At 71.2% G+C, this 23,860-nt stretch carries 19 protein-coding genes; 8 read left to right on the forward strand and 11 right to left on the reverse strand.

Annotation, left to right across the window (positions count from 1 at the left end; all coding sequences use genetic code 11):
- Nucleotides 1–13 precede the first annotated feature (13 nt).
- The 7 genes from ACIBNA_RS10180 to ACIBNA_RS10210 all read right to left on the reverse strand — a co-directional run bounded on the left by ACIBNA_RS10180 (nt 14) and on the right by ACIBNA_RS10210 (nt 10,091).
- Nucleotides 14–1,849, reverse strand: coding sequence for a LamG-like jellyroll fold domain-containing protein (locus ACIBNA_RS10180; RefSeq protein WP_399164775.1), 1,836 nt, complete (start codon nt 1,847–1,849; stop codon nt 14–16).
- Nucleotides 1,850–1,880: 31 nt separating this feature from the next.
- Entirely contained in the window at nt 1,881–4,814 is a 2,934-nt protein-coding gene (locus ACIBNA_RS10185; RefSeq protein ID WP_399164776.1) for a glycoside hydrolase family 2 TIM barrel-domain containing protein, read from the reverse strand.
- Complete coding sequence (locus tag ACIBNA_RS10190; protein ID WP_399164777.1) at nt 4,811–5,719, reverse strand: alkaline phosphatase family protein; 909 nt, start codon at nt 5,717–5,719, stop codon at nt 4,811–4,813. Before ACIBNA_RS10190 ends, ACIBNA_RS10185 begins: the two co-directional genes overlap by 4 nt.
- 141 nt (nt 5,720–5,860) lie before the next feature.
- Nucleotides 5,861–6,709: a carbohydrate ABC transporter permease gene (locus ACIBNA_RS10195; RefSeq protein ID WP_399164778.1), complete on the reverse strand. Its 849-nt coding sequence runs from the start codon at nt 6,707–6,709 to the stop codon at nt 5,861–5,863.
- Entirely contained in the window at nt 6,706–7,590 is an 885-nt protein-coding gene (locus ACIBNA_RS10200) for a carbohydrate ABC transporter permease (RefSeq protein ID WP_399165024.1), read from the reverse strand. The genes ACIBNA_RS10195 and ACIBNA_RS10200 overlap by 4 nt, the downstream gene beginning before the upstream one ends.
- 124 nt (nt 7,591–7,714) lie before the next feature.
- Nucleotides 7,715–8,992 carry an ABC transporter substrate-binding protein gene (locus tag ACIBNA_RS10205; protein WP_399164779.1) on the reverse strand — a complete coding sequence of 426 codons (1,278 nt, stop codon included), beginning with the start codon at nt 8,990–8,992 and terminating at the stop codon, nt 7,715–7,717.
- Between the two features lie 46 nt (nt 8,993–9,038).
- A complete protein-coding gene (locus ACIBNA_RS10210) occupies nt 9,039–10,091 on the reverse strand; it encodes a carbohydrate kinase family protein (protein ID WP_399164780.1) in 1,053 nt (350 codons plus the stop codon).
- 149 nt (nt 10,092–10,240) lie between these two features.
- Between ACIBNA_RS10210 and ACIBNA_RS10215 the strand changes: the two genes are divergently transcribed.
- The 5 genes from ACIBNA_RS10215 (at nt 10,241) to ACIBNA_RS10235 (ending at nt 17,671) form a co-directional block, all read left to right on the forward strand.
- On the forward strand, nt 10,241–11,005 hold the full coding sequence (locus ACIBNA_RS10215; RefSeq protein ID WP_399165025.1) for a DeoR/GlpR family DNA-binding transcription regulator: 765 nt from the start codon (nt 10,241–10,243) through the stop codon (nt 11,003–11,005).
- The gene (locus ACIBNA_RS10220) at nt 11,002–12,339 is read left to right on the forward strand and encodes a 6-phospho-beta-glucosidase (RefSeq protein WP_399164781.1); all 1,338 of its coding nucleotides are present in this window, start codon (nt 11,002–11,004) and stop codon (nt 12,337–12,339) included. The genes ACIBNA_RS10215 and ACIBNA_RS10220 overlap by 4 nt, the downstream gene beginning before the upstream one ends.
- A 20-nt stretch (nt 12,340–12,359) precedes the next feature.
- Nucleotides 12,360–15,404, forward strand: a complete 3,045-nt coding sequence (locus ACIBNA_RS10225; RefSeq protein ID WP_399164782.1) for an alpha-mannosidase — start codon at nt 12,360–12,362, stop codon at nt 15,402–15,404.
- A gap of 3 nt (nt 15,405–15,407) precedes the next feature.
- On the forward strand, nt 15,408–16,658 hold the full coding sequence (locus ACIBNA_RS10230; protein WP_399164783.1) for an alpha-L-fucosidase: 1,251 nt from the start codon (nt 15,408–15,410) through the stop codon (nt 16,656–16,658).
- Between the two features lie 143 nt (nt 16,659–16,801).
- Nucleotides 16,802–17,671: a sulfotransferase family protein gene (locus tag ACIBNA_RS10235; RefSeq protein ID WP_399164784.1), complete on the forward strand. Its 870-nt coding sequence runs from the start codon at nt 16,802–16,804 to the stop codon at nt 17,669–17,671.
- A gap of 31 nt (nt 17,672–17,702) precedes the next feature.
- On the opposite strand, the gene ACIBNA_RS10240 is transcribed toward ACIBNA_RS10235, so the two are convergent.
- Nucleotides 17,703–18,839 carry an ATP-grasp domain-containing protein gene (locus ACIBNA_RS10240; RefSeq protein WP_399164785.1) on the reverse strand — a complete coding sequence of 379 codons (1,137 nt, stop codon included), beginning with the start codon at nt 18,837–18,839 and terminating at the stop codon, nt 17,703–17,705.
- Between the two features lie 261 nt (nt 18,840–19,100).
- Between ACIBNA_RS10240 and ACIBNA_RS10245 the strand changes: the two genes are divergently transcribed.
- Nucleotides 19,101–19,961, forward strand: coding sequence for a metallophosphoesterase family protein (locus ACIBNA_RS10245; RefSeq protein WP_399164786.1), 861 nt, complete (start codon nt 19,101–19,103; stop codon nt 19,959–19,961).
- Nucleotides 19,958–20,638, forward strand: a complete 681-nt coding sequence (locus ACIBNA_RS10250) for a 4'-phosphopantetheinyl transferase (RefSeq protein WP_399164787.1) — start codon at nt 19,958–19,960, stop codon at nt 20,636–20,638. The genes ACIBNA_RS10245 and ACIBNA_RS10250 overlap by 4 nt, the downstream gene beginning before the upstream one ends.
- A 690-nt stretch (nt 20,639–21,328) precedes the next feature.
- On the opposite strand, the gene ACIBNA_RS10255 is transcribed toward ACIBNA_RS10250, so the two are convergent.
- The 3 genes from ACIBNA_RS10255 to ACIBNA_RS10265 all read right to left on the reverse strand — a co-directional run bounded on the left by ACIBNA_RS10255 (nt 21,329) and on the right by ACIBNA_RS10265 (nt 22,940).
- Nucleotides 21,329–21,559, reverse strand: a complete 231-nt coding sequence (locus tag ACIBNA_RS10255) for a hypothetical protein (RefSeq protein WP_399164788.1) — start codon at nt 21,557–21,559, stop codon at nt 21,329–21,331.
- A 158-nt stretch (nt 21,560–21,717) separates the two neighbouring features.
- The gene (locus ACIBNA_RS10260) at nt 21,718–22,248 is read right to left on the reverse strand and encodes a toxin-antitoxin system, toxin component (protein ID WP_274822242.1); all 531 of its coding nucleotides are present in this window, start codon (nt 22,246–22,248) and stop codon (nt 21,718–21,720) included.
- Nucleotides 22,249–22,280: 32 nt separating this feature from the next.
- Nucleotides 22,281–22,940 (reverse strand): helix-turn-helix transcriptional regulator, encoded by a 660-nt coding sequence (locus ACIBNA_RS10265; protein ID WP_274821039.1) that lies wholly within the window; start codon nt 22,938–22,940, stop codon nt 22,281–22,283.
- 238 nt (nt 22,941–23,178) lie between these two features.
- On the opposite strand from ACIBNA_RS10265, the gene ACIBNA_RS10270 reads away from it, so the two are divergent.
- On the forward strand, nt 23,179–23,838 hold the full coding sequence (locus ACIBNA_RS10270) for a hypothetical protein (RefSeq protein ID WP_399164789.1): 660 nt from the start codon (nt 23,179–23,181) through the stop codon (nt 23,836–23,838).
- Nucleotides 23,839–23,860 lie beyond the last annotated feature (22 nt).

Genomic DNA, 23,860 nt, shown 5'->3' on the forward strand with positions numbered 1-23,860 from the left:
GTTCCCTGGGAGGTCAGTGGTTCATGAAGGAGGTGACGGGCAGCGCCCGGGCGACGATCCGGACGTCGCCGAGCCGGCCGCGGAAGATCTGGTCGATCTTTCCGCCGTACTCGTAGCCGCCGAGCAGCCACGGCAGGCCGACGGAGGTGATGCCGACGGAGGACGCCCTGGGGTTGCGCAGGACCGGGCAGCCCTCGACGTACATCGTGGTGTGTCCGCCGTCGTTGACGACCGCGAGGTGCCACCAGGTCTCCAGCGGGGTCTCCTGGCCCCAGTTGGTGGCGATGCCCTGCTGGTTGAGCGGGCGCATCGCCCACTGCGGTTCACGGTCGTTGGACAGGGACAGCGTCGCCAGCGGCTCGTCGGGGTCGTCGGCGGTCTTCCCGGCGGCTCCGCCCGTGCCCGTGCGCCCGACCAGACCCGACCAGGCGTTGTGGTCCGGGTCCCAGTCGGCGGGCAGCCGGTAGAACGCCTCGATGGTGTAACCGTCCTCGAAGGTGGCCGAGTTGAGCGGGGCCCCGTCGACCGTGCGCAGACAGGCGCCCTTCAGCGGGGACTTGAAGCCCTGGAACTCCAGGCTGCCGTGGCCCGGCTGGTCGGGGTGGTGGTCCGCCGACCAGCCCAGCGCGCCGCCGCCCACCGTGACGAGCGAGAGGTCGTTGCCGCGCCCGGACAGGTCCCGGACCGTTCCGGCCGTGCCGTCGACGGGCTTCTCGAATCGCCAGTACGCCACCGTGCCCGGCACCAGCATCTTCGCGGCGGGCCGCGCCGGCCGGGCGGGCACCGGCGCGAAGCCGGAGAAGCGCTCCTGGAAGTCGATCTCGACGGAGAACCGGTCGGCGTCGCCGCTCAGCTCCATCTCCTGACGCTCCAGCTCGTTGAGCCCCTTCTTCGCCCGGCCCAGGATCCACGGGGAGACCGTCTCCACGTCGATGACGTTGCGGTCCAGGTCGAACCGGTAGAGGCGGATCATCGCCGCGCCGCCGAAGTAGCGGTTCTGGTAGTTCGTCAGATGCAGGTGGACGTCGTGCCCGGCCGCGTTCTTCCGCGTCGCGCGGGCGGCGGGCCAGTAGTGCCCGTTGAGGGTGAGGAAGATCTGGTCGTGGTCCTCGATCAGCCGGTCCCACAACTGCTGCCCGTACGCCGACAGGGAGTCCTGCTCGGCGACCAGTTCATGGGTGGTGAGGATGACGGGCGTCTTCGGATGCCGTGCCATGACCTCCTTCGCCCATGCGTAGCCCTGCGGCGACAGCCGCCAGTCCAGCGCGAGCACCATCCACTCCCGGCTGCCCCCGGTGAACAGGTGGAAGGTGTTGTAGCCGTCCGGGGAGGCACCGCCGAACGCCGGCTTCCCCTTGAACCGCTGCGGCCCGAAGGCGTCCAGATACGGCGTCGCACCGCGCTGGTCGGTCGTCGACGACTGCACGTCGTGGTTGCCGGCCAGGACGCTGTAGCCGACGCCCCGCCGGTCCAGCAGCGAGAACGCCTCGCCGATCGCGGCGAACTCCTCCATCGCGCCGTTCTGCGTGAGGTCCCCGAGGTGGGACAGGAAGACGATGTTCTCCTGACTGCCGTGCTCCAGCAGATAGCGCAGCGACGCCTCGACCGGCGCTTTGTCGATGCTCGGCCCGTCGAAGAGGTACTGCGTGTCCGGCATCACGGCGACGGTGAAGCGGCGGCTGCGCGGGTCGGGGCGCGGGCTCGCCGGTGCCGCCGCGGCGGTGACGGCCGGCAGCGCGGCCACCGCCGTGGCGGTCGCGCCGAGCAGCGCGGTCGCGCGCAGGAAACCGCGTCTTCCGGCACCGGCCTGGGGAGCCTCGCCCAGGTCGTGGTCATGCGAAGTGCACACGGGTGCTCCATGGGGTGAAAGAGGGGAGAACTCAGAGAACGCGCAGCGTCCAGCTCCAGCGATGGACACCGGCCGCGACGAGGTAGGCGGCGAAGGTGTCGGGCCCGCAGGAGGCCGTGCCCAGCCCGCGGTGCGCCGCGTCGACGTGCACCACGCACCCGGCCCGCGGCACCAGTTCGTCGTGATGCGCGGCCGAGGCGAGGTCGGTCGCGCGATGGCGGGTCACGCAGACCTGGCGGGGCCGGTCCAGCCGCACCGCGAGTCCGGTGGCGTCCGGCGCGGACAGCGTGAACCGCCGTACGCCGTGCCGCCCGCCGCTCTCCTGCGGCCGCAGATACGGGGCGAACAACTCGTCCACCGGCAGCGCGTGGTGGCCGACGGGCGCGCCCGCGCACCGGTCCGGATACGACTCCCAGGGGCCCCGCCCGAACCACTCCAGCAGGTTCAGCCCGGCGGCCGTCTCGAAGACCGACCCCACCCGGGCCACGTCGTCCAGCGCCTCGGGCAGCTCGGCGCACTCCTCCACCAGCAGCCCGCCCTCGACCGCCGTGAACACCTGCTCGTGCCGGACGGTCCCGCCCCGGCAGAGGTAGTCGCAGACCACCGCCACCCGGCCCCGGTCACGCCGTACGGCGACGACCTTACGGGTGGGCGCGTCGAGCCCCCAGTCCCGCCAGCGGGCCGCCATGCCGCCCAGTTCGTCGTTGTCGGTGGGCGCCCGCCACAGCGACAGCGTCGGCCCGGCCGTCAGCAGCGGATGGACCAGCAGCCCGTCCTCGTCGACCTCCACGGGGCGGTGCGTGACGGGGGCGTGCCGCACCGAGGGAGCATGCCGCAGCCGTACCTGCGGCATGCACACCACCGTGCCGCGCGGCGCCCACGGCTCGTCCCCGGCCGTCGTGACCCGCAGCGTCAGCCACGCCTCGCCGCCGTCCTCCGGCAGCTCGAACGGCAGCGGTACGGCGGCCGTCTCGCCCGGCCGCAGACCGGGCAGCTCGGCGGGGGCGGTCAGGGTGCCGCCGTCGGCGAGGGCCAGCTCCCACTCGCCGGACAGCCAGTCCAGGCCGCGGAAGTGCTGGTGGTTGCTCAGCACGACGCCCTCGTGCCGGAAGCGCTCGATGCGCACCGGCGCGGCGATCTCCCGGTGCTCGAACATCACGGGCTTGGGGGTGCGGTCGGGGAAGACGACACCGTCGGCGATGAAGGCGCCGTCGTGGACCGTCTCCCCGAAGTCGCCGCCGTACGCCCAGCGATGCCCGGGCGCGGCGACGCCGTTGTCGTAGAGCCCGGCGCCCCCACGCCCGGCCGGTCTGCCGTCGTTCACACGCTGGAGGATGCCGTGGTCCCAGAACTCCCAGATGAACCCGCCCTGAAGACCCGGGGTGGCCTCGATGGCCGCCCAATGGTCCGCGAGCGTGCCGTTGCTGTTGCCCATGGCGTGCGAGTACTCGCACTGGATGAGCGGCTTGGTCTGCCGCCCGGACATGGCGTGCGCGAGGCACTCCTGCAGCGGCGCGTACATCGGGCAGGCGATGTCGGAGGCCAGGTCCGGATCGGCCCAGCCGCGCTTGGCCGCGCCCTCGTACTGCACCGGCCGGGTCGGGTCGTGCCGGCGTACCCAGCCCGCCGCCGCGTCGTGATTGGCGCCGTAGTCGGACTCGTTGCCCAGCGACCAGATGATGACGGACGGGTGGTTCTTGTCCCGGAGCACCATCCGCGCGACCCGGTCGACGAAGGCGCCCAGATAGCGCGGGTCGTCGGCGATCTCGTGCGCGTGGTCGTGGGACTCGATGTCGGCCTCGTCGACGACGTAGAAGCCGAGCTCGTCGGCCAGGTCGTACAGGGCCGGGTCGTTCGGGTAGTGCGCGGTGCGGATCGCGTTGAAGCCGAACCGCTTCAGCAGGACGAGGTCGGCGCGCATGTCGTCGTACGACACCGTCCGGCCCGTCAGCGGATGGAAGTCATGCCGGTTGACGCCCCGGATGAACACGCGCTCGCCGTTGACCAGCAGGTCCCGGCCGGTGATCTCGACGTCACGGAAGCCGATCCGGTGGCGCGAGGTGTCGGCGACGGTGCCGTCGGCGCGGTGGAGGCGGACGGTCAGGCCGTACAGCTCGGGCGTCTCGGCGTTCCAGGTGCGCACGTCCGGCACGGCGGCCCGCAGCCGGGCCTCGCCGAGGAAGCCGGAGACGCGCTCGTCCTCGGCGCACGCCCGGTCGAACTCCGTGTCCTGCGTGAGCAGCTGCCCGTCCAGCTCCCCGCTGACGTACCAGCCCTCGGGCAGGGCCCCGCCGGAGTCCCGCACGAGGCAGTCCACGCGCAGGTCACCGTCCCGCCGGGCCCGCACGGTCACGTCCGCGAGATACAGCGGGTCCCTCGCGTACAGCAGCACCGAGCGGGTGATACCGCCGTGCCACCACTGGTCCTGGTCCTCGATGTGCACGGCGTCCGACCACTTCACGACGGTCAGGCGCAGGGTGGCCCGCTCCCCGGGGCGCACCACGCCCGTCAGATCGAACTCGGCGGCCAGGTGGGAGTCCTTGGAGAGTCCGACCGGCCGCCCGTCCACGTGCACCAGCAGCACGCTCTCCGCCGCCCCGACCTGGAGCACGATCCGCCGCCCGGCCCACTCGGCCGGCATGTCCACCGCACGCTCGTACACGCCCGTCGGATTGGCGGCGGGCACGTCCGGCGGGAACTCGTCGAACGGCATGCGGACATTGAGGTACCGCGGGAGATCGTACGTGCCCTGCATGGTCCACACGCCGGGCACGTACGACGACGACCAGACCTCCCCGAGCGGGGCGTCCGGGGCGGGCAGCAGCTGGAAGCGCCAGTCGCCGTCCAGACAGACGGCCCCGGCCCGCCGGTCGACGGCGTTCATCGGCAGCCGCCCCCAGGAGGTCACCTCGGGTGCCTCCCAGGGGCGCAGGGCGATCAGGGGGTCGGGGTGTGCGTCGGTCATGACCATTCCGAAGTCGGTGCGGTGCGCCGGGGCAGGACGCGCCCTTGCAGGTCCCAGAGGGGGTCGACGGGGATGCCGAGACGGTCGAGGACGGTGGGGGCGATGTCGATGAGACGGGGCGTGTCGAGCCTGGTGCCGGCGGGCCCGCCGGGCTCGGCGAGGATGACGAAGACCTCCCGTTCGGCACGTGTGTCGCCGCCGTGGCCGCCGGTGTCGAGGTGACCGTGGTCCGTGGTGACCAGCACGGTCCAGTGCTCGTAGGCGCGCCGCGCGTCGATCGCCTCCAGGAGCCGCCCGAGGTGGGCGTCCTGGGTGAGCAGGGCCCGGTCGTAGGCGGGGGAGAGGGGGCCCGTGGCGTGGCCGGCCTCGTCGGTGGCGCCGAAGTACACGAACAGGGCGTCCGGGGCGTCCTCGGTGAGCCGGCGGGCGGCGGTGTCGGCGACGAGGCGGTCCGCGGTTTCGTAGCCGTCGGACTCGCCGTCGTAGCGCACCCGCCGGCCGACGGCGGTGCCGAGGACGCCCCGGACGACCAGTTCCGGCCAGGACACCACCGCCGCCGTGCGCAGACCGGGCCGGGCGGTGGCGGCGCGGCTGAGGAAGTCGGGGTAGCGGGCGTAGTCGGCGCCGAGGAAGTCGTTGTCGGTCACCCCGTGACGGTCGGGCCACACCCCGGTCAGCACGCTCGACCAGCCGGGTCCGGAGTCCGTGTAGGCCGTGCCGGCCGACGGCCCGTCCTCGGCCCGGCCGTAGGGCAGCATGCTGGTGCCGTGGGCGCCCGCGGCCATCAGGCCGTGCAGCACGGGTGCGTTGGACGGCGAGCGGGTCACTCGGTCGTAGCGCAGCCCGTCCATGCCTACGACGAGCACCTTGGCGCGTGCGCTGCTGTCGGCGTCGATGTCCGTCACTCCTCCCTCGTCGCTCGTGTGTGCTGCACTGGCCCGATCACCACGAGCTCGGGGCGGCTTGTCCGTTGTCGGCTGCCGGGACGCTGTGGCTGATCGCGCAGTTCCCCGCGCCCCTTGGGGGCGCCCCCCCAAGGGGGCGCGTCAGCTTCCCTGCACCGCTCCCTCGGTGGCTCCCGCGATGAAGCCGCGGGCGAAGATCGTGAAGACCACGACCAGCGGGACGGACGCCATGAGCACACCGGCCATCACCATGCTGTAGTCGGTGGTGTGGCCCACATGGAGCTGGGCGAGCGCCACCTGGAGGGTGAGGTGGCCGGGGTCGGTGAGCACGACGAGCGGCCAGATGTAGTCGTTCCAGGCACCGACGAAGGCGTAGATGGCGAGGAACGACAGCGCGGGTTTGATCATCGGCAGCACGATGTTCCAGTACTGGCGGAAGAAGCCCGCGCCGTCGATGCGCGCTGCGTCGAGGAGTTCGTCCGGCACGCCGTTCTCGATGTACTGGCGCAGCCAGAAGATGCCGAAGGCGTTGGCGAGGGCGGGCGGGATCAGCGCCTTGAGCGTGCCGACCCAGCCGAGGTCGGACATGAGGATGAACTGCGGGAGGACGGCCAGCTGGAGCGGCAGCATCATGAACCCCACCAGCATGGCGAACAGCACCTTGCGTCCGGGGAAGTCGAACTTGGCGAAGGCGAAGGCCGCCAGGGAGTCGACGAACAGGACCAGGACGGTGGTGACGGTCGCGACGACGAGCGTGTTCAGCATCGACCCGAAGAAGTCGATGGTGTCGAGCACGTGCCGGACGTTCTCCAGCAGCTGGGAACCGAAGGTCAGCTTCGGCGGGCTCTTGTAGATGTCCTGGGTGGTGTTCGTCGCCATGACGATCGTCCACACGAACGGGAAGACCGAGATCAGGACGGCCAGGACGAGAACGATGTGCGCGGTCATGCCCCTGGGGCGCCGGGACCGCCTCGTGACCGCTGCGGTCATGACTTCCTCCCGCGCTGGACGAGACGCCAGTTGACGACGACCAGCACCATGATCAGTACGAAGAAGGCCCACACGATGGCCGCGCCGTAGCCGTAGTCGTTGTTGACGAAGGCCGACTGGTAGAAGTACAGCAGCGTGGTCAGGCCCGCCTGGCCCGGGCCGCCGAGGTTCGGGTTGGCGGCGTTGCTGCCGAACAGGACCTGGGGTTCGCTGAAGCTCTGCAGGCCGTTGATGGTCGAGATGATGACGGTGAACAGGATGATGGGCCGCATGATCGGCATGGTGATCTGGAAGAACGTACGGACGGGTCCGGCGCCGTCCAGCTTGGCGGCCTCGTAGATCTGCGTCGGGATGGCCTGGAGACCCGCCAGGTAGATGATCATGTTGTAGCCGGTCCACATCCAGGTCATCAGCAGCGCGATGACCAGTTTGATCAGCCACGGGTTGCTCAGCCACGGGACGGGTGAGATGCCGACCGTGCCCAGGATCGCGTTGACCAGGCCGAAGTTGTTGCTGAACACCGCGCCGAAGAAGATCGACACGGCGACGATCGAGGTGACGTTCGGTATGTAGAGGGCGATGCGGTAGAAGCTCTTGAAGCGGCGCACCGAATGCAGCAGCGTCGCCAGCACCAGGGCGCCGAACAGCGTGGGGACGGTGGACAGGACCCAGATCACCAGGGTGTTGCGGATCGACATCCAGAAGACCGGGTCCGACCACAGGAACCGGAACTGGTCCAGACCCACGAACTGCATGGTGCCCATGCCGTCCCAGCGCTGGAAGGCGAGGTACAGCGAGTAGAAGACCGGGAAGAACGAGAAGACGCCGAAGATCACGAAGAAGGGTGAGATCGCCAGGTACTGCCGCCAGTGGGACAGCACCCCGCGACGGCTTGGCCGCACGGTGCCCGCGGGCGGCGTGCGCCGCGGGCGGAAGCGGGCCGGGCCCGGCCCGCCGCGGTGCCGGGGCACTGCGGCGGGACCGGTGACCGGAGGTGACGTCACCTCACTTCACCCCCTGCCGCCGGGCGATCTGCCTGGCCTGGCTGACCGCGTCCTTCCAGGCGTCCTCGGGCTTCTTGCCCTTGGCCTCGATGCTGGTCAGCTCGGTGAAGTAGGGAGCCATGACGGCGGCGTCCGCGGGTGCCTCGTAGCTGGCCGGGATGGCCTTGGCGGCCGGGCCGAACACCTCGATGACCTTCTGCCCGCCGAAGAAGGGGTCGCCGCCCGTCATGGCCGGCATGGTGTACGCCGCCGGCGCGGCCGGGAAGATGGCGGCGTCGGCGAAGCCGCGGGCGTCGTTCTCCGGGCTGAGGATCCAGCTGATGATCTTGAATGCCTCTTCGGGGTTCCGGCACTGCTTGGGCAGGGCCAGGTAGGAGCCGCCCTGGTTGGCCGGTCCGCCGGGCGTCGCGCAGACCCGCCACTTGCCCTTGGTGTCCGGGGCAGCCTGCTCGATGTCCAGCGCGTGCCAGGCCGCGCCGAGTTCGGTGGTCAGGCTCTTGCCGATGGCGGCGTTCCAGGTGTTGTCGTTGATCTTGGCGTCGATGCCGAGGGTGTAGGGGCGGATCGCCGTGGTCCACGCGGTGCGGATGTGGTCCTGGTCGCCGATGAAGCGGTTGTTCTTGTCGATGAACCGCTCGGTGCCCTGGCCGACCGCGATGTTGAACACCGAGCTGATGTTGTTGACCAGGTAGGTGCCGGGCAGCTTCTTCCGCAGCTCGGTGCCGAGCGCGAAGTACTCCTCCCAGGTCCCGGCCTGGGCGGCGACCTCGTCGGGGTCGGTGGGCAGCCCGGCCTTGTCGAACAGGTCCGCGCGGTAGAAGAGCGCGGTGGGACCGATGTCGATCGGGAAACCGATCTGCTTGCCGTCCTCGGTCTGGGCGAGCTTGGTCTTCCAGTCCAGGTACTTGGACGAGATCTCCTTGAAGCCCAGGTCGTTCAGGTCGAGGAAGCGGCCCGCGTTGGGCAGGAAGGACGCCATGTCCTCGCCCTTGATGCCGGTGATGTCGGGCACGGAGCTGCCCGCCGCGAGCGTGGTGGTGAGCTTCTGCTTGAAGTCGCCGCCGATGGATGCGGCGGTCAGCTTGACCCGGCCGCTGAAGTGCGTCTTGGCTTCGGCGACCACCTTGTCGCTGAGCGCACCTCCCCAGTACCACAAGGTGAGGTTCTTGCCGTTCTTGCTGCCGGCCGATCCTGAGCCGTTGCCGCATGCGACGGTCAGACCGGAGGCGGCCGCGGTGAGCGCGGCTGCCTGGAGGAAGCCTCTACGAGAAAGGTCCACGGGTTACTCCTGTTGTTCCTGTTCGACGTGCCAAGGGGTGGGAGAGTCAGTGCCGCCGTTCCCAGGCCCGTGGGCCGACGGACGTGTGAGGGGCCGGCGGGGTGGCCGGGGCGTATTGCACGGGCGGTCCCGGGTTCGCCGGGAGCCGGTCCGCCAGGAAGCCGTAGGCCCGCTTCAGTTCGGGGTCGGTCAGGGAGCGCCACCAGCGGTCCACGCCGTACCAGCCGGGTGCGGCCAGCGCCCCGCCGTGGTGGCCGACGGACAGCCCGGCGGCGAGCACCGCGAACCGCAGCCGCTCCACGAGCGGCCAGCCGCCGAGCGAGGCGGTGACGAACGCGGCGCCGAAGACGTCCCCGGCACCCGTCGCGTCCAGCACCTCGACGTCGAGGGCGGGCACCTCGGCGTACTCGCCGGTCGTCTGGTCGACGGCCACCGCGCCGTCCCCGCCCCGGGTGACCACCGCGACCGGCACCAGCTCGGAGAGCGTGCCGAGCGCGGCCACCGCACTGTCGGTGCGGGTGTAGGCCATGGCCTCCGTCTCGTTCGGCAGGAAGGCGTGGCACAGGGCGAGCTGGTCCAGGAGGGCCGTCGACCACTCCTGGGCGGGGTCCCAGCCGACGTCGGCGTAGACCTGGGTGCCGCCCGCGGCGGCCTTGGCGAGCCACTCGCGCGGCTCGGCCTCGATGTGCACCAGGGCGGTACGCGCCTCGGGCGGATCGCCCATCAGCACGTCCTGCGAGAACGGCGGCTCCTGGCCGTGGGTGAGCAGGGCCCGGTCGTGGCCGTAGGCGACGGAGACGGTGACCGGGTTCGGCCAGTCGTCCGCCGTACGGGAGAGCGAGAGGTCGACACCCTCCTGGTCGCACAGGACGTCCCGGCAGTACTCGCCGTAGAAGTCGTCGCCGAACACCGTGGCCAGGGAGGTCCTGAGGCCGAAGCGGGCGGCGGCCACCGCCAGGTTGGCGATGCCGCCCGGGCCGCAGCCCATGCCCGTCGTCCAGATCTCCTCGCCCGGGGTCGGGGGCTTCCCGAGCCCTGTGAGGACGAGGTCGTAGAAGAGCAGCCCGGTCAGCAGCACATCGGGCCGGTCGTCGTCCACGGAGGCGTCCTCTCGCTCGAAGCTTCGACGGAGATCGTCAAAACTCTTCATTTCCGTGAGCGGAATCGTGCGCTGATCGGAGAGATTGGTCAATACCCGAGCAGAAATGAGCATGGCGATGATTGGAGATGACGAGTAATGTGCACGGCGTGCTGGCAGAACGACGACACCAACTCATCCTGCGGGCCCTGCGCGCCGGTGGCCCCGCGGCTGTGACCGACCTCTCCGAGCAGCTGGGCGTGAGCCCCGCCACAATCAGGCGTGACCTGGTCAAACTGGAAGAAGACGGGCTGCTCACGCGCGTCCACGGCGGCGCCGTGGTCGAGGAGGGCGACCAGCCCTTCGCCGAGGTCGCCGAGGTGCGCGTGGCCGAGAAGGACGCCATAGCCGAGCGCGCGGCGGCGATGGTCAGGGACGGCCAGTCGGTGCTGCTCGACATCGGCACGACGGCCTACCGCCTGGCCCGGCAGCTGCACGGCCGCCGGCTCACCGTGATCACCAGCAACCTGGTGGTCTACGAGGAACTCGCCGACGACGAGGGCATAGAGCTGGTCCTGCTCGGCGGCATGGTCCGCCGCGAGTACCGCTCCCTGGTCGGCTTCCTCACCGAGGACAACCTGCGCCAGCTGCACGCCGACTGGCTCTTCCTCGGCACCAGCGGCGTGCGGCCCGGCGGACAGGTCATGGACACGACGGTCGTGGAGGTGCCGGTCAAGCGCGCCATGATCAAGGCCGGCGAGAAGGTCGTGCTGCTGGCCGACGCGGCGAAGTTCCCGGGGCACGGGATGGCGAAGGTCTGCGATCCCGAGAACCTGGACGTGGTGGTGACGAACGAGCCGGTCGACACGGTGACGCGGGCCTCCTTGCAGGAGGCAGGCGTCGAGGTCGTCGTGGCGGGAAAGGTGCAGGCGTGAAGCTGACGATTCTGGGCGGCGGAGGATTCCGCGTGCCACTGGTGTACGGGGCGCTCCTGCAGGATCACGCCGAGGGCCGGGTGACGCACGTCGTCCTGCACGATCTGGACTCCGCGAGACTGTCCGCGGTGACGCGCGTGCTCGCCGAGCAGGCGGCCGGTGTCCCCGACGCGCCCGAGGTGACCGCCACCACCGATCTGGACGAGGCCCTGCGCGGCGCCGACTTCGTGTTCTCCGCGATCCGCGTCGGCGGTCTGGAGGGCCGGGCGAACGACGAGCGCGTGGCCCTGGCCGAGGGCGTCCTCGGCCAGGAGACGGTCGGCGCGGGCGGCATCGCCTACGGCCTGCGCACCGTCCCGGTCGCCGTCGACATCGCCCGGCGGGTCGCCCGCCTGGCGCCGGACGCCTGGGTCATCAACTTCACCAACCCGGCCGGCCTGGTCACCGAGGCCATGTCCCGCCGCCTCGGCGACCGCGTCATCGGCATCTGCGACTCGCCGGTCGGCCTCGGCCGCCGCATCGCCCGGGTGCTGGGCGCGAACCCCAAGGAGGCCTGGATCGACTACGTCGGCCTCAACCACCTCGGCTGGGTGCGCGGCCTGCGCGTCGCCGGCCGCGACGAGCTGCCGCGACTGCTCGCCGACCCCGACCTGCTCGGCTCCTTCGAGGAGGGCAAGCTCTTCGGCGTCGACTGGCTCCGGTCCCTGGGCGCGATCCCGAACGAGTATCTGCACTACTACTACTTCAACCGGGAAGCCGTACGGGCCTACCAGCAGGCCGAGAAGACGCGTGGTGCCTTCCTGCACGAGCAGCAGGCCCGTTTCTACGCGGAGATGAGCAACCCGGACGCCCCCGCGTGGAAGGTCTGGGACCAGACCCGCGCCGAGCGTGAGGCCACCTACATGGCCGAGAACCGCGAGAGTGCCGGTGCCGGCGAACGCGACGAGGACGACCTGTCCGGCGGCTACGAGAAGGTGGCCCTCGCACTGATGCGGGCCATCGCCAGGGACGAGCGCACGACCCTGATCCTGAACGTCCGCAACCAGCGCACCCTGTCGGTCCTGGACACGGACGCCGTCATCGAGGTTCCCTGCCTTGTCGACGCCAACGGCGCCCACCCCGTCACCGTCGACCCGCTGCCCGGCCACGCCACCGGACTGGTCTGCGCGGTCAAGGCGGTCGAGCGCGAGGTGCTGGCCGCCGCCGACTCCGGCTCCCGCACGACCGCTGTGAAAGCCTTTGCCCTGCACCCGCTCGTCGACTCCGTCAACGTGGCCCGGCGCCTCGTCGACGGGTACACCGCCGTCCACCCCGGCCTCGCCTACCTCAAGTAGAGCCTCAGGAGACCTGTCCCATGCATGACGAAAGCCGCCGGATCGAAGAGCGCGTGCAGCGCCTCCACGACCAGCGCATCAAGACCGCGATCCACGCGGCCACCGTCCCCTTCGAGGTGGAGGCGTGGCAGGCTCCGGGGGAGCCGGTGCCCTTCGAGGAGGCGGCCGCCGCGTCCTACGAGCCGTTCGCGATGGGCACCCCCTGGGGCCCGCCCTGGGGCACCACCTGGTTCCGTATGCGCGGACAGGTGCCCAAGGAGTGGGCGGGCCGCCGCGTCGAGGCCGTCATCGACCTCGGCTTCGTGGGCGACTGGCCCGGCAACCAGGCCGAGGCCCTCGTCCACCTCACGGACGGCACCCCGCTCAAGGCCGTGAACCCGCTCAACCAATACGTCCCCATCGCCAACCCGGCGACCGGCGGCGAGACGATCGACTACCTGGTCGAGGCCGCCTCCAACCCGGACATCCTCGCGGACAACTTCTCCAAGGTCACGCCCCTCGGCGACAAGCTGACCGCGGGCGACAAACCGCTCTACACCTTCCGCAGCGCGGACATCGCCATCCTCGACGAGGAGGTCTGGCACCTCGACCTCGACGTCCAGGTGCTGCGCGAGCTGATGCTGGAGCTCGGCGAGCACGACCCGCGCCGGCACGAGATCGCGCACGCGCTCGACCGGGCGATGGACCTGCTGGACCTGGACGACGTCTCCGGCTCCGCGCCCGCCGTCCGCGAGGCCCTCAAGCCCGTCCTCTCCCGCCCCGCGCACGCCAGCGCGCACACGATCTCCGGCGTCGGCCACGCCCACATCGACTCGGCCTGGCTCTGGCCGATCCGGGAGACCAAGCGCAAGACGTCCCGCACGTTCTCGAACGTCACGTCCCTGGCCGACGAGTACGACGACTTCATCTTCGCCTGCTCCCAGGCCCAGCAGTACGAGTGGGTGCGCGACAACTACCCCAAGGTCTGGGCCCGCATCCAGGAGTCGGTCAAGAAGGGCCAGTGGGCGCCGGTCGGCGGCATGTGGGTCGAGGCCGACGGCAACCTGCCCGGCGGCGAGGCCGTCGCCCGCCAGTTCATCCACGGCAAGCGGTTCTTCATCGAGAACTTCGGCATCGAGACCAAGGGCGTGTGGCTGCCGGACTCCTTCGGCTACAACGCGGCCTACCCGCAGCTCGCCAAGCTCGCCGGCAACGAGTGGTTCCTCACCCAGAAGATCTCCTGGAACCAGACCAACAGGTTCCCGCACCACACCTTCTGGTGGGAGGGCATCGACGGCACCCGCATCTTCACCCACTTCCCGCCGGTCGACACCTACAACGCCCGCTTCAGCGGCGCGGAGATGTCCCGCGCGGTCCGCAACTACCAGGAGAAGGGCGGCGCCAGCCGCTCCCTGGCCCCCTTCGGCTGGGGCGACGGCGGTGGCGGCCCCACCCGCGAGATCATGGAACGCGCCCGCCGGCTGGCGGACCTGGAGGGCTCCGCGAAGGTCGTCGTCGAACACCCCGACGAGTTCTTCGCCAAGGCCCGCGAGGAGTACCCGGACGCGCCCGTCTGGGTCGGCGAGCTCTACCTGGAGCTGCACCGCGCCACCTACACCTCCCAGGCCCGCACCAAGCAGGGCAACCGCCGCTCCGAGCACCTCCTGCGCGAGGCCGAGCTGTGGGCGACCACGGCCGCGCTGCACGCGCCGGGCTACACGTACCCGCACGAGAAGCTGGACCGGCTCTGGAAGACGGTGCTGCTGCACCAGTTCCACGACATCCTGCCCGGCTCCTCCATCGCCTGGGTGCACCGGGAGGCCGAGGCCGAGTACGCCCGCGTCGCCCGCGAGCTCCAGGCACTGACCGCCGAGGCGGTGGCCGCGCTCGGCGCCGACGGGACGCGCGTCTTCAACACAAGCCCCTACGACCGCGCCGAGGTGGTCCGCACCGCCGACGGCGCACCGGTGTACGTGGAGGTGCCCGCGAGCGGCTCCGCGCCTCTCGCCGACGCCGAGCCCCCGCAGCCGGTGACGGTGAGCGGCCGGGTGCTCGACAACGGGCTGGTCCGGGTGGAGGTGGCCGAGGACGGCACCCTGTCGTCCGTCCGCGACCTGCGCGCGAACCGCGAGGTCCTGGCCGACCAGGGCAACCTGCTCCGCCTGCACACCGACCTGCCCAACTACTGGGACGCCTGGGACATCGACAAGCACTACAAGAACCGCTACACCGACCTCCTCGACGCCTCGTCCGTCACGGTCGTCGAGCAGGACCGGCTGGTCGGCGCGATCCGCGTCGAGCGGGCCTTCGGCAAGGGCTCGACGATCACCCAGACGATCACCGTCCGCGCCGGCAGCCCCCGTATCGACATCGAGACGGACATCGACTGGCACGAGACCGAGAAGATCCTCAAGGCGGCCTTCCCGGTCGACATCCGGGCCCCGCACTCCTCCGCCGAGATCCAGTTCGGCCACATCCAGCGCCCCACCCACACCAACACCAGCTGGGAGGCGGCCCGCTTCGAGGTCTCCGGCCACCGCTGGGTGCACATCGGCGAACCCGGCTACGGCGTCGCGGTCATCAACGACTCGACGTACGGCCACGACGTCTCCCGCACGGTGCGCGAGGACGGCGGCACCACGACCACCGTCCGCCTCAGCCTGGTCCGCGCCCCGCGCATCCCGGACCCCGAGGCCGACCAGGGCCGCCACCGCTTCACCTACGCGCTGCTGCCCGGCGCGAGCATCGAGGACGCCGTCGCCGAGGGCTACGCCCTCAACCTTCCGCTCCGGGTGGCCGACGCGGCAGGCGCCCCCGCACCGGTCGTCTCCACCGAGGGCGAGGGCGTCACCGTGGAGGCGGTCAAGCTCGCCGACGACGCCTCAGGCGATGTCGTCGTACGGCTCTACGAGTCCCGCGGCGGCCGGGCCCACGGCGTCCTGCGCACCGGCTTCCCGCTCGCCGGCGCCCAGATCACCGACCTGCTGGAGCGACCACTTCATCAGGCGCGCGTGGACGGCGACGGCGGAGTCCCCGTCGCACTGCGGCCCTTCCAGATCCTGACATTGCGTCTGCGCAGGGGCTGACCCATGGCCATGCAACCCTGGTTCAACGACGCCAAGCTGGGGATCTTCATCCACTGGGGCATCTACGCCGTCGACGGCGTCCAGGAGTCCTGGTCGTTCTACGACGGCATCGTCCCCTACGACCAATACATGTCCCAGCTCGACCGCTTCACGGCCTCCCGCTACGACCCGCGCGACTGGGCGAAGCTCTTCGCGCGGGCCGGCGCGAAGTACGCCGTGCTGACCAGCCGCCACCACGACGGCGTCGCCCTGTGGGACACGGCGTACGGCGACCTGAACGTGGGCCGCGACCTGATCGCCGGCTACGCCGACGCCCTGCGCGAGCAGGGCCTCAAGGTCGGGCTCTACTACTCGCACTCGGACTGGAGCCACCCCGACTACGCCTCCACCCGCAAGCCGGGCCGCCCACCGGAACTGGAGGACAACCGCTACTCGGAGGTCGCCGCCGAGGACGAGGACCTTCAGGCCTGGGAGAGGTTCCTCGCCTACCGGGACGGCCAGATCCGCGAACTGACCTCCCGCTACAAGCCGGACCTGCTGTGGTTCGACGGCGAGTGGGACCGCAGCGAAGAGCAGTGGCGCATCCCCGAACTCGCCGCGCTCATCCGCTCCGAGGTACCGGACGTCGTGTTCAACGCCCGCATGCTCGGCGAGGGCGACTACGCGACACCGGAACAGGGCGCCCCGGTCGTCCCGCCCGAGGGCCCCTGGGAGTTGTGCCTGACGATCAACGACTCCTGGGGCCACCAGCACCACGACCACAACCACAAGTCGGTCGACCAGCTGATCCGCTACTTCACCGAGACCATCGGCGGCGGAGGCAACCTGCTGCTCAGCGTCGGCCCGCGGGAGGACGGCACGATCCCGGCCGAGCAGGCGGAGCGGCTGGAAGGGCTCGGCGACTGGATCGCCAGGCACGCGGAGGCGGTGTACGGCACCGGACGAGGACTCCCGCCGGGCCACCACTACGGCCCGAGCACCCTCTCCAAGGACCTCCGCACCCTCTACCTGATCCTCTTCGACGCCCCACGCGCCGAGATCAACGTGCGCGGCCTCCTCGGAAACGTCCGCAGGGTCTCGGTGCTCGGCAGCGGCACCGAACTGGCCCACCGCGTCACCGGCGGTCTCCACGAGACACCGGGCGTCCTGTGGATCGAGCCTCCCGCCGCGCCGGACCTCGACCCGCACGCCACGGTGCTGGCCGTCGAACTGGAAGCGGAACTGGAGCTGTACCGCGGAGCCGGCCGATTCTGACGAAAGTTTAAGAAACGGGTAAACGGCCTGCTCACGGGCGGTATGTGGACGCCCGTGAGCACGCCGGTTCGCCTTCCGGACACCTGAAGTTCGCCCGTTCCCCCTGGGATGCGGAATGTACAACGCGAACGAAAGGTGTCACCGTGCGAGACCCGCGTATGGCTGCGATCGGCAAGGGCCTGAAGCGTCGCGGAAGGCTGGTGATGCAGGCGGTGAGTCCACCCCGCCGGAACCTCGACGCCATCCCAGCCCCTCGCCCGGCCGCCGACACCTACACCGCCCCGCCCGCCCCCCGGCTGGTGGACTCGCCGGTCTTCGTGCTGTCGTCGGTGCGCTCCGGTTCGACCCTGCTGCGCGTCCTGCTCAACAGCCACAGCCGCATCCGAGCCCCGCACGAGATGCATCTGCGCACGGTGCACGTCAACCTGTCCCGCGACTTCACCGCGGACGCCATGCGGGCGCTCCACCTCGACAAGGACGAGCTGGAACACGTGCTGTGGGACCGGGTGCTGCACCTGGAGCTCACCCGCAGCGGCAAGGACGTCATCGTCGACAAGACCCCGCCGAACACCCTCATGTGGCCCCGCCTGCGCCGATGCTGGCCGAACGCCCGCTACATCCTGCTGCTGCGCCACCCCGGCGCGGTCGTCACCTCCCTCACCGCCCGGCGCGCCGACCCCGATCACGAAGCCGTCCGCGCCGAGGTCCTCGACTACAGCGAGAAGCTGGAGGAAGCCCGCCAGAACCTCGCCCCCCACGTGATCACCTACGAGGAGCTCACCGCCGAGCCGGAGAAGGCCACCCGGGGCATCTGCGACCACCTCGGCGTCCGCTGGGAGCCCGGCATGCTCGACTACGGCAGCAAGGACCACGGCACCTTCCGCCCTCAGCTCGGCGACTGGTCCAGCACCATCAAGTCCGGCCGCATCCAGTCGGCCCGCTGCGCCGACCCGGGCGTCGAACTTCCCCCACGCCTGAGGGAACTGGCCCAGGCGTGGGGGTACAGGGACTGAAGGGGTACAAGCGGATGGAGAGGTACAGGGGCTAGAGAGGCAGGGCCCCGACCGTGCCCCGCGGGGCCGCCGTCTCGACGGAGCCGGCCGGCACCGCGGGCAGCGGCTGCTGCTCCGTCGCCTCCGCCCGCTGCTGCGACAGCTGCACCGGCCGCAGCGGACGCGGCCCCGACACCACCGTGTAGTCCTGGCCCAGGAACGGCGGCACCACCTCGCCCGGGTCCTCGCCGAGCGCCAGCTGGACGGCCGCCCAAGGGGCGTTGACACCGCACAGCGACAGCTGGTGCAGGCCGCCGGCCGGGCGGGTGTTGACGTCCATCAGGACCGGCCGGTCGCCGAACATCCGGAACTGGATGTTGGACAGGTAGTGCAGGCCGAAACCCTCAGCGATCCGCCGTGCCGGGTCCAGCCACTGCTCGTGCAGCGTGAAGCCCCGGCGGCGGCCGTTCTTGGTGCGGCCGATGGCCAGCCGGACCCGGTTGTCCGGACCGGTCAGGCAGTCCACCGACACCTCCGGCTGCTCCAGGCGGGGCATCACCAGCCAGTCGACCGGCTCCTCGGCCCGCCGCAGTGCCTCCAGCACCAGGTCGAGGGGCACGTACGGGCTCGGGAACCCGCTCAGGTGCATCAGCGAGAAGGGCGAACGCGTGATCACGCGGAAGCCCACCCCGCCCGCCCCGGACGCCGGCTTGAAGCACGCCTTGTGCCCCGCGGCCTCCAACTCGCCGACGGAGGCGAGGAGTTCGTCACTCGACCGGACCCGCCACCACGGCGGCACCGGCACGCCGATCGCCTGGACCGCCTCGTAGGCGATCACCTTGTCATGGAAGACGGCCACAGCCTCGGGCGGCGGTGCCAGCACCGCGGTACCGGCCGCCTCGAACTCGGCGCGGTGCGCCACGATCGCCGACTGGTGCAGCCGGGGCACGAACACGTCGATACCGCGCCGCGCGCACTGGTCCAGCGCGTACTCGACGTACCCGGCGGGGGAGAGGTTCTCGGGCTCCAGCTCGGCGGTGTCGGCGGCGGCCAGCACGGGGGAGTCGGGGTCGCCGTGCGTGGCATGGATCTCGACGGCCCGGTCGCTGGGATTTCTCCGCAGCTGATCCATGAAGAACACGTTCTCCGCGTACGTGCGGTTGAGCCAGACGCGTACGCGAGAGACCATGCAGGCCGCCTTTCACGGTTCGCGGGCAGGGCTCAGCAGCCCGTGCCCGGGCAAGATGAATGGAGGGTCACCAAACCGCCCCTGTGAGAGGGAAGTTCTTAGCGGTGGTGTTGGGGCAGATCATACGGCTTCGCCGGGCCGTGTCGTGCAACACGCGGGTTACGGATTTGTGATCACGGTCGTCCGGCCGCCCTTGTCCCCGGCCCCGGTGATGTGATCTCGTGGTGGCGTTCGCGTTCGGGCGCGCGGAGGGGGGCAGGGGTGACGTCGACGGCCGGTGGCGCCGCACAACTACTGGCCATCAGCGATCTGCACATCGGATATCCGGACAACCGCGCCCTGGTCGAGCGGATGCGGCCCGGGACGGACGAGGACTGGCTGCTCGTGGCCGGGGACGTCGCCGAGACCGTGGCCGACGTCCGCTGGGCGCTCAAGACGCTCGCCGGCCGCTTCCGCAAGGTCGTCTGGGTGCCAGGGAACCACGAGCTGTGGACCCATCCGAGCGACCCCGTCACCCTGCGCGGCGTCGCCCGATACGACTACCTGGTCGAGCTGTGCCGGGACCTCGGCGTGACGACACCGGAGGACCCCTATCCCGTCTGGGACGGCCCCGGTGGTCCCGTCGCCGTCGCCCCGCTGTTCCTTCTGTACGACTACTCGTTCCTGCCGGCCGGGTGTGCGACCAAGGAGGAGGGCCTGGAGTACGCCCGGGGCACGGGCATCGTGTGCGCCGACGAGCATCTGCTGCACCCCGACCCCTACCCGAGCCGGGAAGCCTGGTGCCGGGCCCGGGTCGCCGAGACCGAACGCAGACTCGCCGAGCTGCCCGAAGACCTGCCCGTGATCCCCGTCAACCACTACCCGCTGCACCGGCATCCGACGGACGTGCTGTGGTACCCCGAGTTCGCCATGTGGTGCGGCACCGGCCTGACCGCCGACTGGCACCACAGGTTCCGCGTCCACACGATGGTCTACGGCCATCTGCACATCCCCCGCACCACCTGGCACGAGGGCGTGCGCTTCGAGGAGGTGTCGGTGGGCTACCCCCGCGAGTGGCGCAAGCGGGCCGGGGATCCGGGGCGGCTGCGGCGTATCCTGCCCCGGGAGGCCGAGGAGCGGTGATCGGGGAACTGCTGCCACAGACCGTCGTCACCGTGGAGGCCTACGGCCACGAGGGCGCGGACGCCCCGCTGTACCCCGAGGAGGCGGCGCTCATGACGCGGGCGGTCGCCAAGCGGCGCCGGGAGTTCGCCGTCGTCCGCGCCTGTGCCCGCCGTGCCATGGAGAAGCTCGGCGTGCCGCCGCAGCCGATCCTGCCCGGGGAACGCGGCGCCCCGTGCTGGCCGGCCGGGCTGGTCGGCAGCATGACCCACTGCGACGACTACGGCGCCGCCGCCCTGGTCCGTGCCACCGACCTGGCCTCTCTCGGCATCGACGCCGAGGCCCACGGGCCGCTGCCCGAGGGCGTCCTGTCCGCCGTGGCCCTGCCGGCCGAGGCCGAGCGCCTGCGGCGGCTGGCCGCACAGCGCCCCGACGTCCACTGGGACCGGCTGCTGTTCAGCGCGAAGGAGTCCGTCTACAAGGCGTGGTTCCCCCTCACCGGCAAGTGGCTGGGCTTCGAGGACGCCGACATCGAGCTGTCCGCCGGCGGCCCAGCCGGACGGCCCCGCGGCACCTTCCGCGCCACGCTCCTCGTCCCCGGCCCACGGGTCGGCGACCGCCGCCTCGGCCATTTCGACGGCCGCTGGACCGCCGACCGCGGCCTGATCGCGACGGCGGTCGCCGTACCACACGACTGAGACCGCCGCACGGGGGCGGTCCTGCGGACCTCGACTCAGGGCTTCGCTGCCCGACGTCGCCATAGCCAGCGGCTGTCGGGTCGGGGCCCACCACTGGCCTTCGGCTCAGGCCCCGCCACTGGCCGTCGGTTCGGTTCCCTGCCGCCGGCTGTCGGTTGGTTACCCGCACCGGCTGTCGGTTCGAGCCTCCGCCGCCGGCCGCCGGTTCGGATCCCCGCACCGGCTGTCGGCTCGGCCAGCCAGTGGCTGTCGGTTCGGGTCTCCGCCTCCCGTCGCGAGCTCAGGGCCCGGCGGTCGACTGTCGGTGCGGATCCCCGCCACCGGCTGTCGGCTCGGGGCCCGTCACCCGCCATCGGCTCGGGTCTCGGCCCCCGGCCGCGAGCTCAGGGCCCTGCGATCGGCTGTCGGTTCGGGCCTCCGCCGCCGGCCGTCGGCTAGGTTCCCCGCACCCGGCTGTCGGTTCGGGCCTTCGCCGTCGGCTGTCGGTTCGGGGTCCGCCACTGGCAGCCGGTACGGGTCCCTGCCACTGGCCGTCGGCAGGCTCCCCGCACCCGGCTGTCGGTTCGGGCCTCCGCCACCGGCCGCCGGTTCTGTTCCCCGCGACCGGCCGTTGGCTGAGGTCCCTGCCCGCCGGCCGTCGGCTGAAGTCCCCTCGGCCGCCCGCTCAGGGCCCCGTCACCGACCGCCCGCTCAGGGCCCCGGCTCCGGGCACCAGCTCTGGAGCAGGCGGAAGAACGTCTCCTCGTTGCCGGTCAGGCCGGCTTGTTCGAGGGCCTCTTCCGCCTCGGCGAGGACGCTGGGCGGGACGACCGGGGGCTGGTGGGCGGTTTCCAGGTCGAAGGCGGCCCGGACGGTGTGGAGCAGCCGCAGATAGGCCTGGACGGCGGTGCGTTCGCGGTCGGTCAGTACGGCGGTGGGCATCGGTCGGCTCTCCCCGTGTCGGAGTCATCGGTCACGCCCCGCACACAAGGGGCGCCCCTCCAGCTTGCCGCCCACCACTGACAATCCGGTCCCGCCGCCCGTCGGTTCGCCCGCTCGGCGGAGGGGAAACCCCACCCTCGGCCCGGGGCACCGGCCTGTCAGCCCTGCGGCCCCGGATACCCCAGCGACGCCTCGATCCGCCCCGCCAGATGATCCCGCTGCACCGGCCCCCGCGACGACGAACCCGCAAGCCACGCCCGGCACTTGCTGGCCAGCAGCAGGCCGAAGCTCTCGGCCTCCTTCTCGTCGTCGAGGTCGAAGCGGGTGCGCGCGGCGACCTTCAGCACCGTCGCCTGGAGGTCGGCGTCGTCGTGGAGCAGCCGGGCCGCGACGGAGGCGCCCTCGACGTGGTGGGAGCAGTGCCCCGCCTTCATGTGCCACAGCTCGTGACCCAGGATGACCAACTGGTGGTCGGGAGCCGTGCGTTCCTCGATCACGACGAGGTCCTGCTCGGCCATGTCGAGCCACAGCCCGCTCGCGGTCCCGGGCGGGAAGGCGGCCGTACGGAAGTGGACGGGGCGGCCCCGGCGTCTGCTCATGGCGTCGCACAGCGCGGCGTACAGCTCCTCGGGCCGCGCCGGCGCGGGGAGGGTCAGCTCCGCCACCAGTTCGCCGCACAGGCGGCGCATTTCCTTACCGATGCCCACAGTTCTCCCCACGGTCACGACTCGGGCCGCTTGACGCTCTCCAGGAGCATGTCCAGCCACTCCGCCACCTTGTCGCGGTGCTGGTCGGTGGGCAGCTGCGCGGCCCGCCAGGCGATGCCGCGCACGCCGTGGTCCTGCAACAGCCGCTCCAACGGGTCGTCGGCCGCCGCGGCCGCCTCCCGCTCGCGGTCGGCGAGCTTCTGGAGCAGCTCCTGCTCGGTGTGCTGGAGGGCGCTCACCAGCGCCTCGGGGTCCTCGGCCGTGAGGAAACCGGCATGCACCCGGAAGAACCGCTGCAGGGCGTCGCAGTGCTCCATGGTCGGCCGCCGGTCGCCGTTGATGAGGGCGCCGGCCTGCTGCCGGGACATGCCCGCGCCGTCGGCGATCTCCTGCTGGGTGTACTTGCGGCCGTTGGGCTTGAGCCGGGTCCGGCGCAGCAGGTCCAGGCGCTGCAGGAACCGGGCCTGCACATCGGGCTCGCCCGCCGGCCGGCCGCTCAGCAGGGCCTTGACCACGGGCTCCGGGACCCCGGAGGCGACGGACAGCCGGCCGATGTCGAAGACCTCGGCGTGCGGCACGCCGAGCCGGTCGGCGAGCGCGGTGACACGGGAGACGACGGCCGCCGGCACGGCCGTCGGCGTGGCGCCCGGACCTTCGACGAAGCCACCCGTCACCGACAGATCTCCTACGTCTCTCACAGGCTTCTCACAAGCGGATGCCGCGATCTACCCCGGCGTGAACTTCCCGGAGCGTAGCCGGTGGTTCGAACTCACATCCAGGTCTCGCCACAACTGTGGCCAATTTCAGCCGTCAACAGGCACAGAATGCCACGATAGTTGACACGCCTCAGTTCGGGGCAGCAGGATCGGGGCGCCGCGTCAAGGCCGCACAGGCAAGAGGGGTGACCTCCCGATGGCATATCAGGCAGGAGGGCAGCGGCCGGCACCGCGGCCCGTCCCCGAGACTCCCGATGTCCAGGCCTACCTGGAGGACTACGCCGGGCTTCTGGAGGCCGTCTCCTTCCCCTCGCTCGTCGTCGACCACTGCTGGGACGTGGTGCTGACCAACAGCGCGTTCCGGTCACTTTTCGGTGGCGTCGGTCCGCACCCGACGGCCATGCCGGGCGACAACTTCCTCAGGTTCGTGCTGTTCCACCCCGACGCTCCCACGGTGCTCGGTGAGCACGAGTCCAGCTGGTGCCTGCCGATGCTCGCGCACTTCGCGCGGACCGTGGAGAGCCACGGCCCCGACCACGGGCTCCAGGCCATCCGCCGCGACATCGCCCAGGACCCGATCATGGAGGCCGCCTACCGGCACGGCCTGCCGCACTGGATCCGCTCGGTCGGCGAGGGCGCCGTCGAGCAGGACGGTGCCGTACGGCCGCTGCTGCACCCGGATCCGCGCTGGGGCGCCACCGACTGCCGGATCGTCGTCGAGACCTCCAGGACGCTCCGGGAACTGGGCTGCACCCGGCTCACGTTCGTCCTGCGCGAGATCCGCCGCACCTCGTCCCGGGACCGCCGGACGCGCCGTACGGCTTCCCATCTGAGGGTCGTCCCGGCGGTCGACTGAGCCCGGCCGGTTCCCCGCATCA

Source organism: Streptomyces sp. NPDC050164 (genome assembly GCF_044459945.1).
GTDB classification, from domain to species: Bacteria; Actinomycetota; Actinomycetes; order Streptomycetales; family Streptomycetaceae; genus Streptomyces; species Streptomyces coeruleorubidus_A.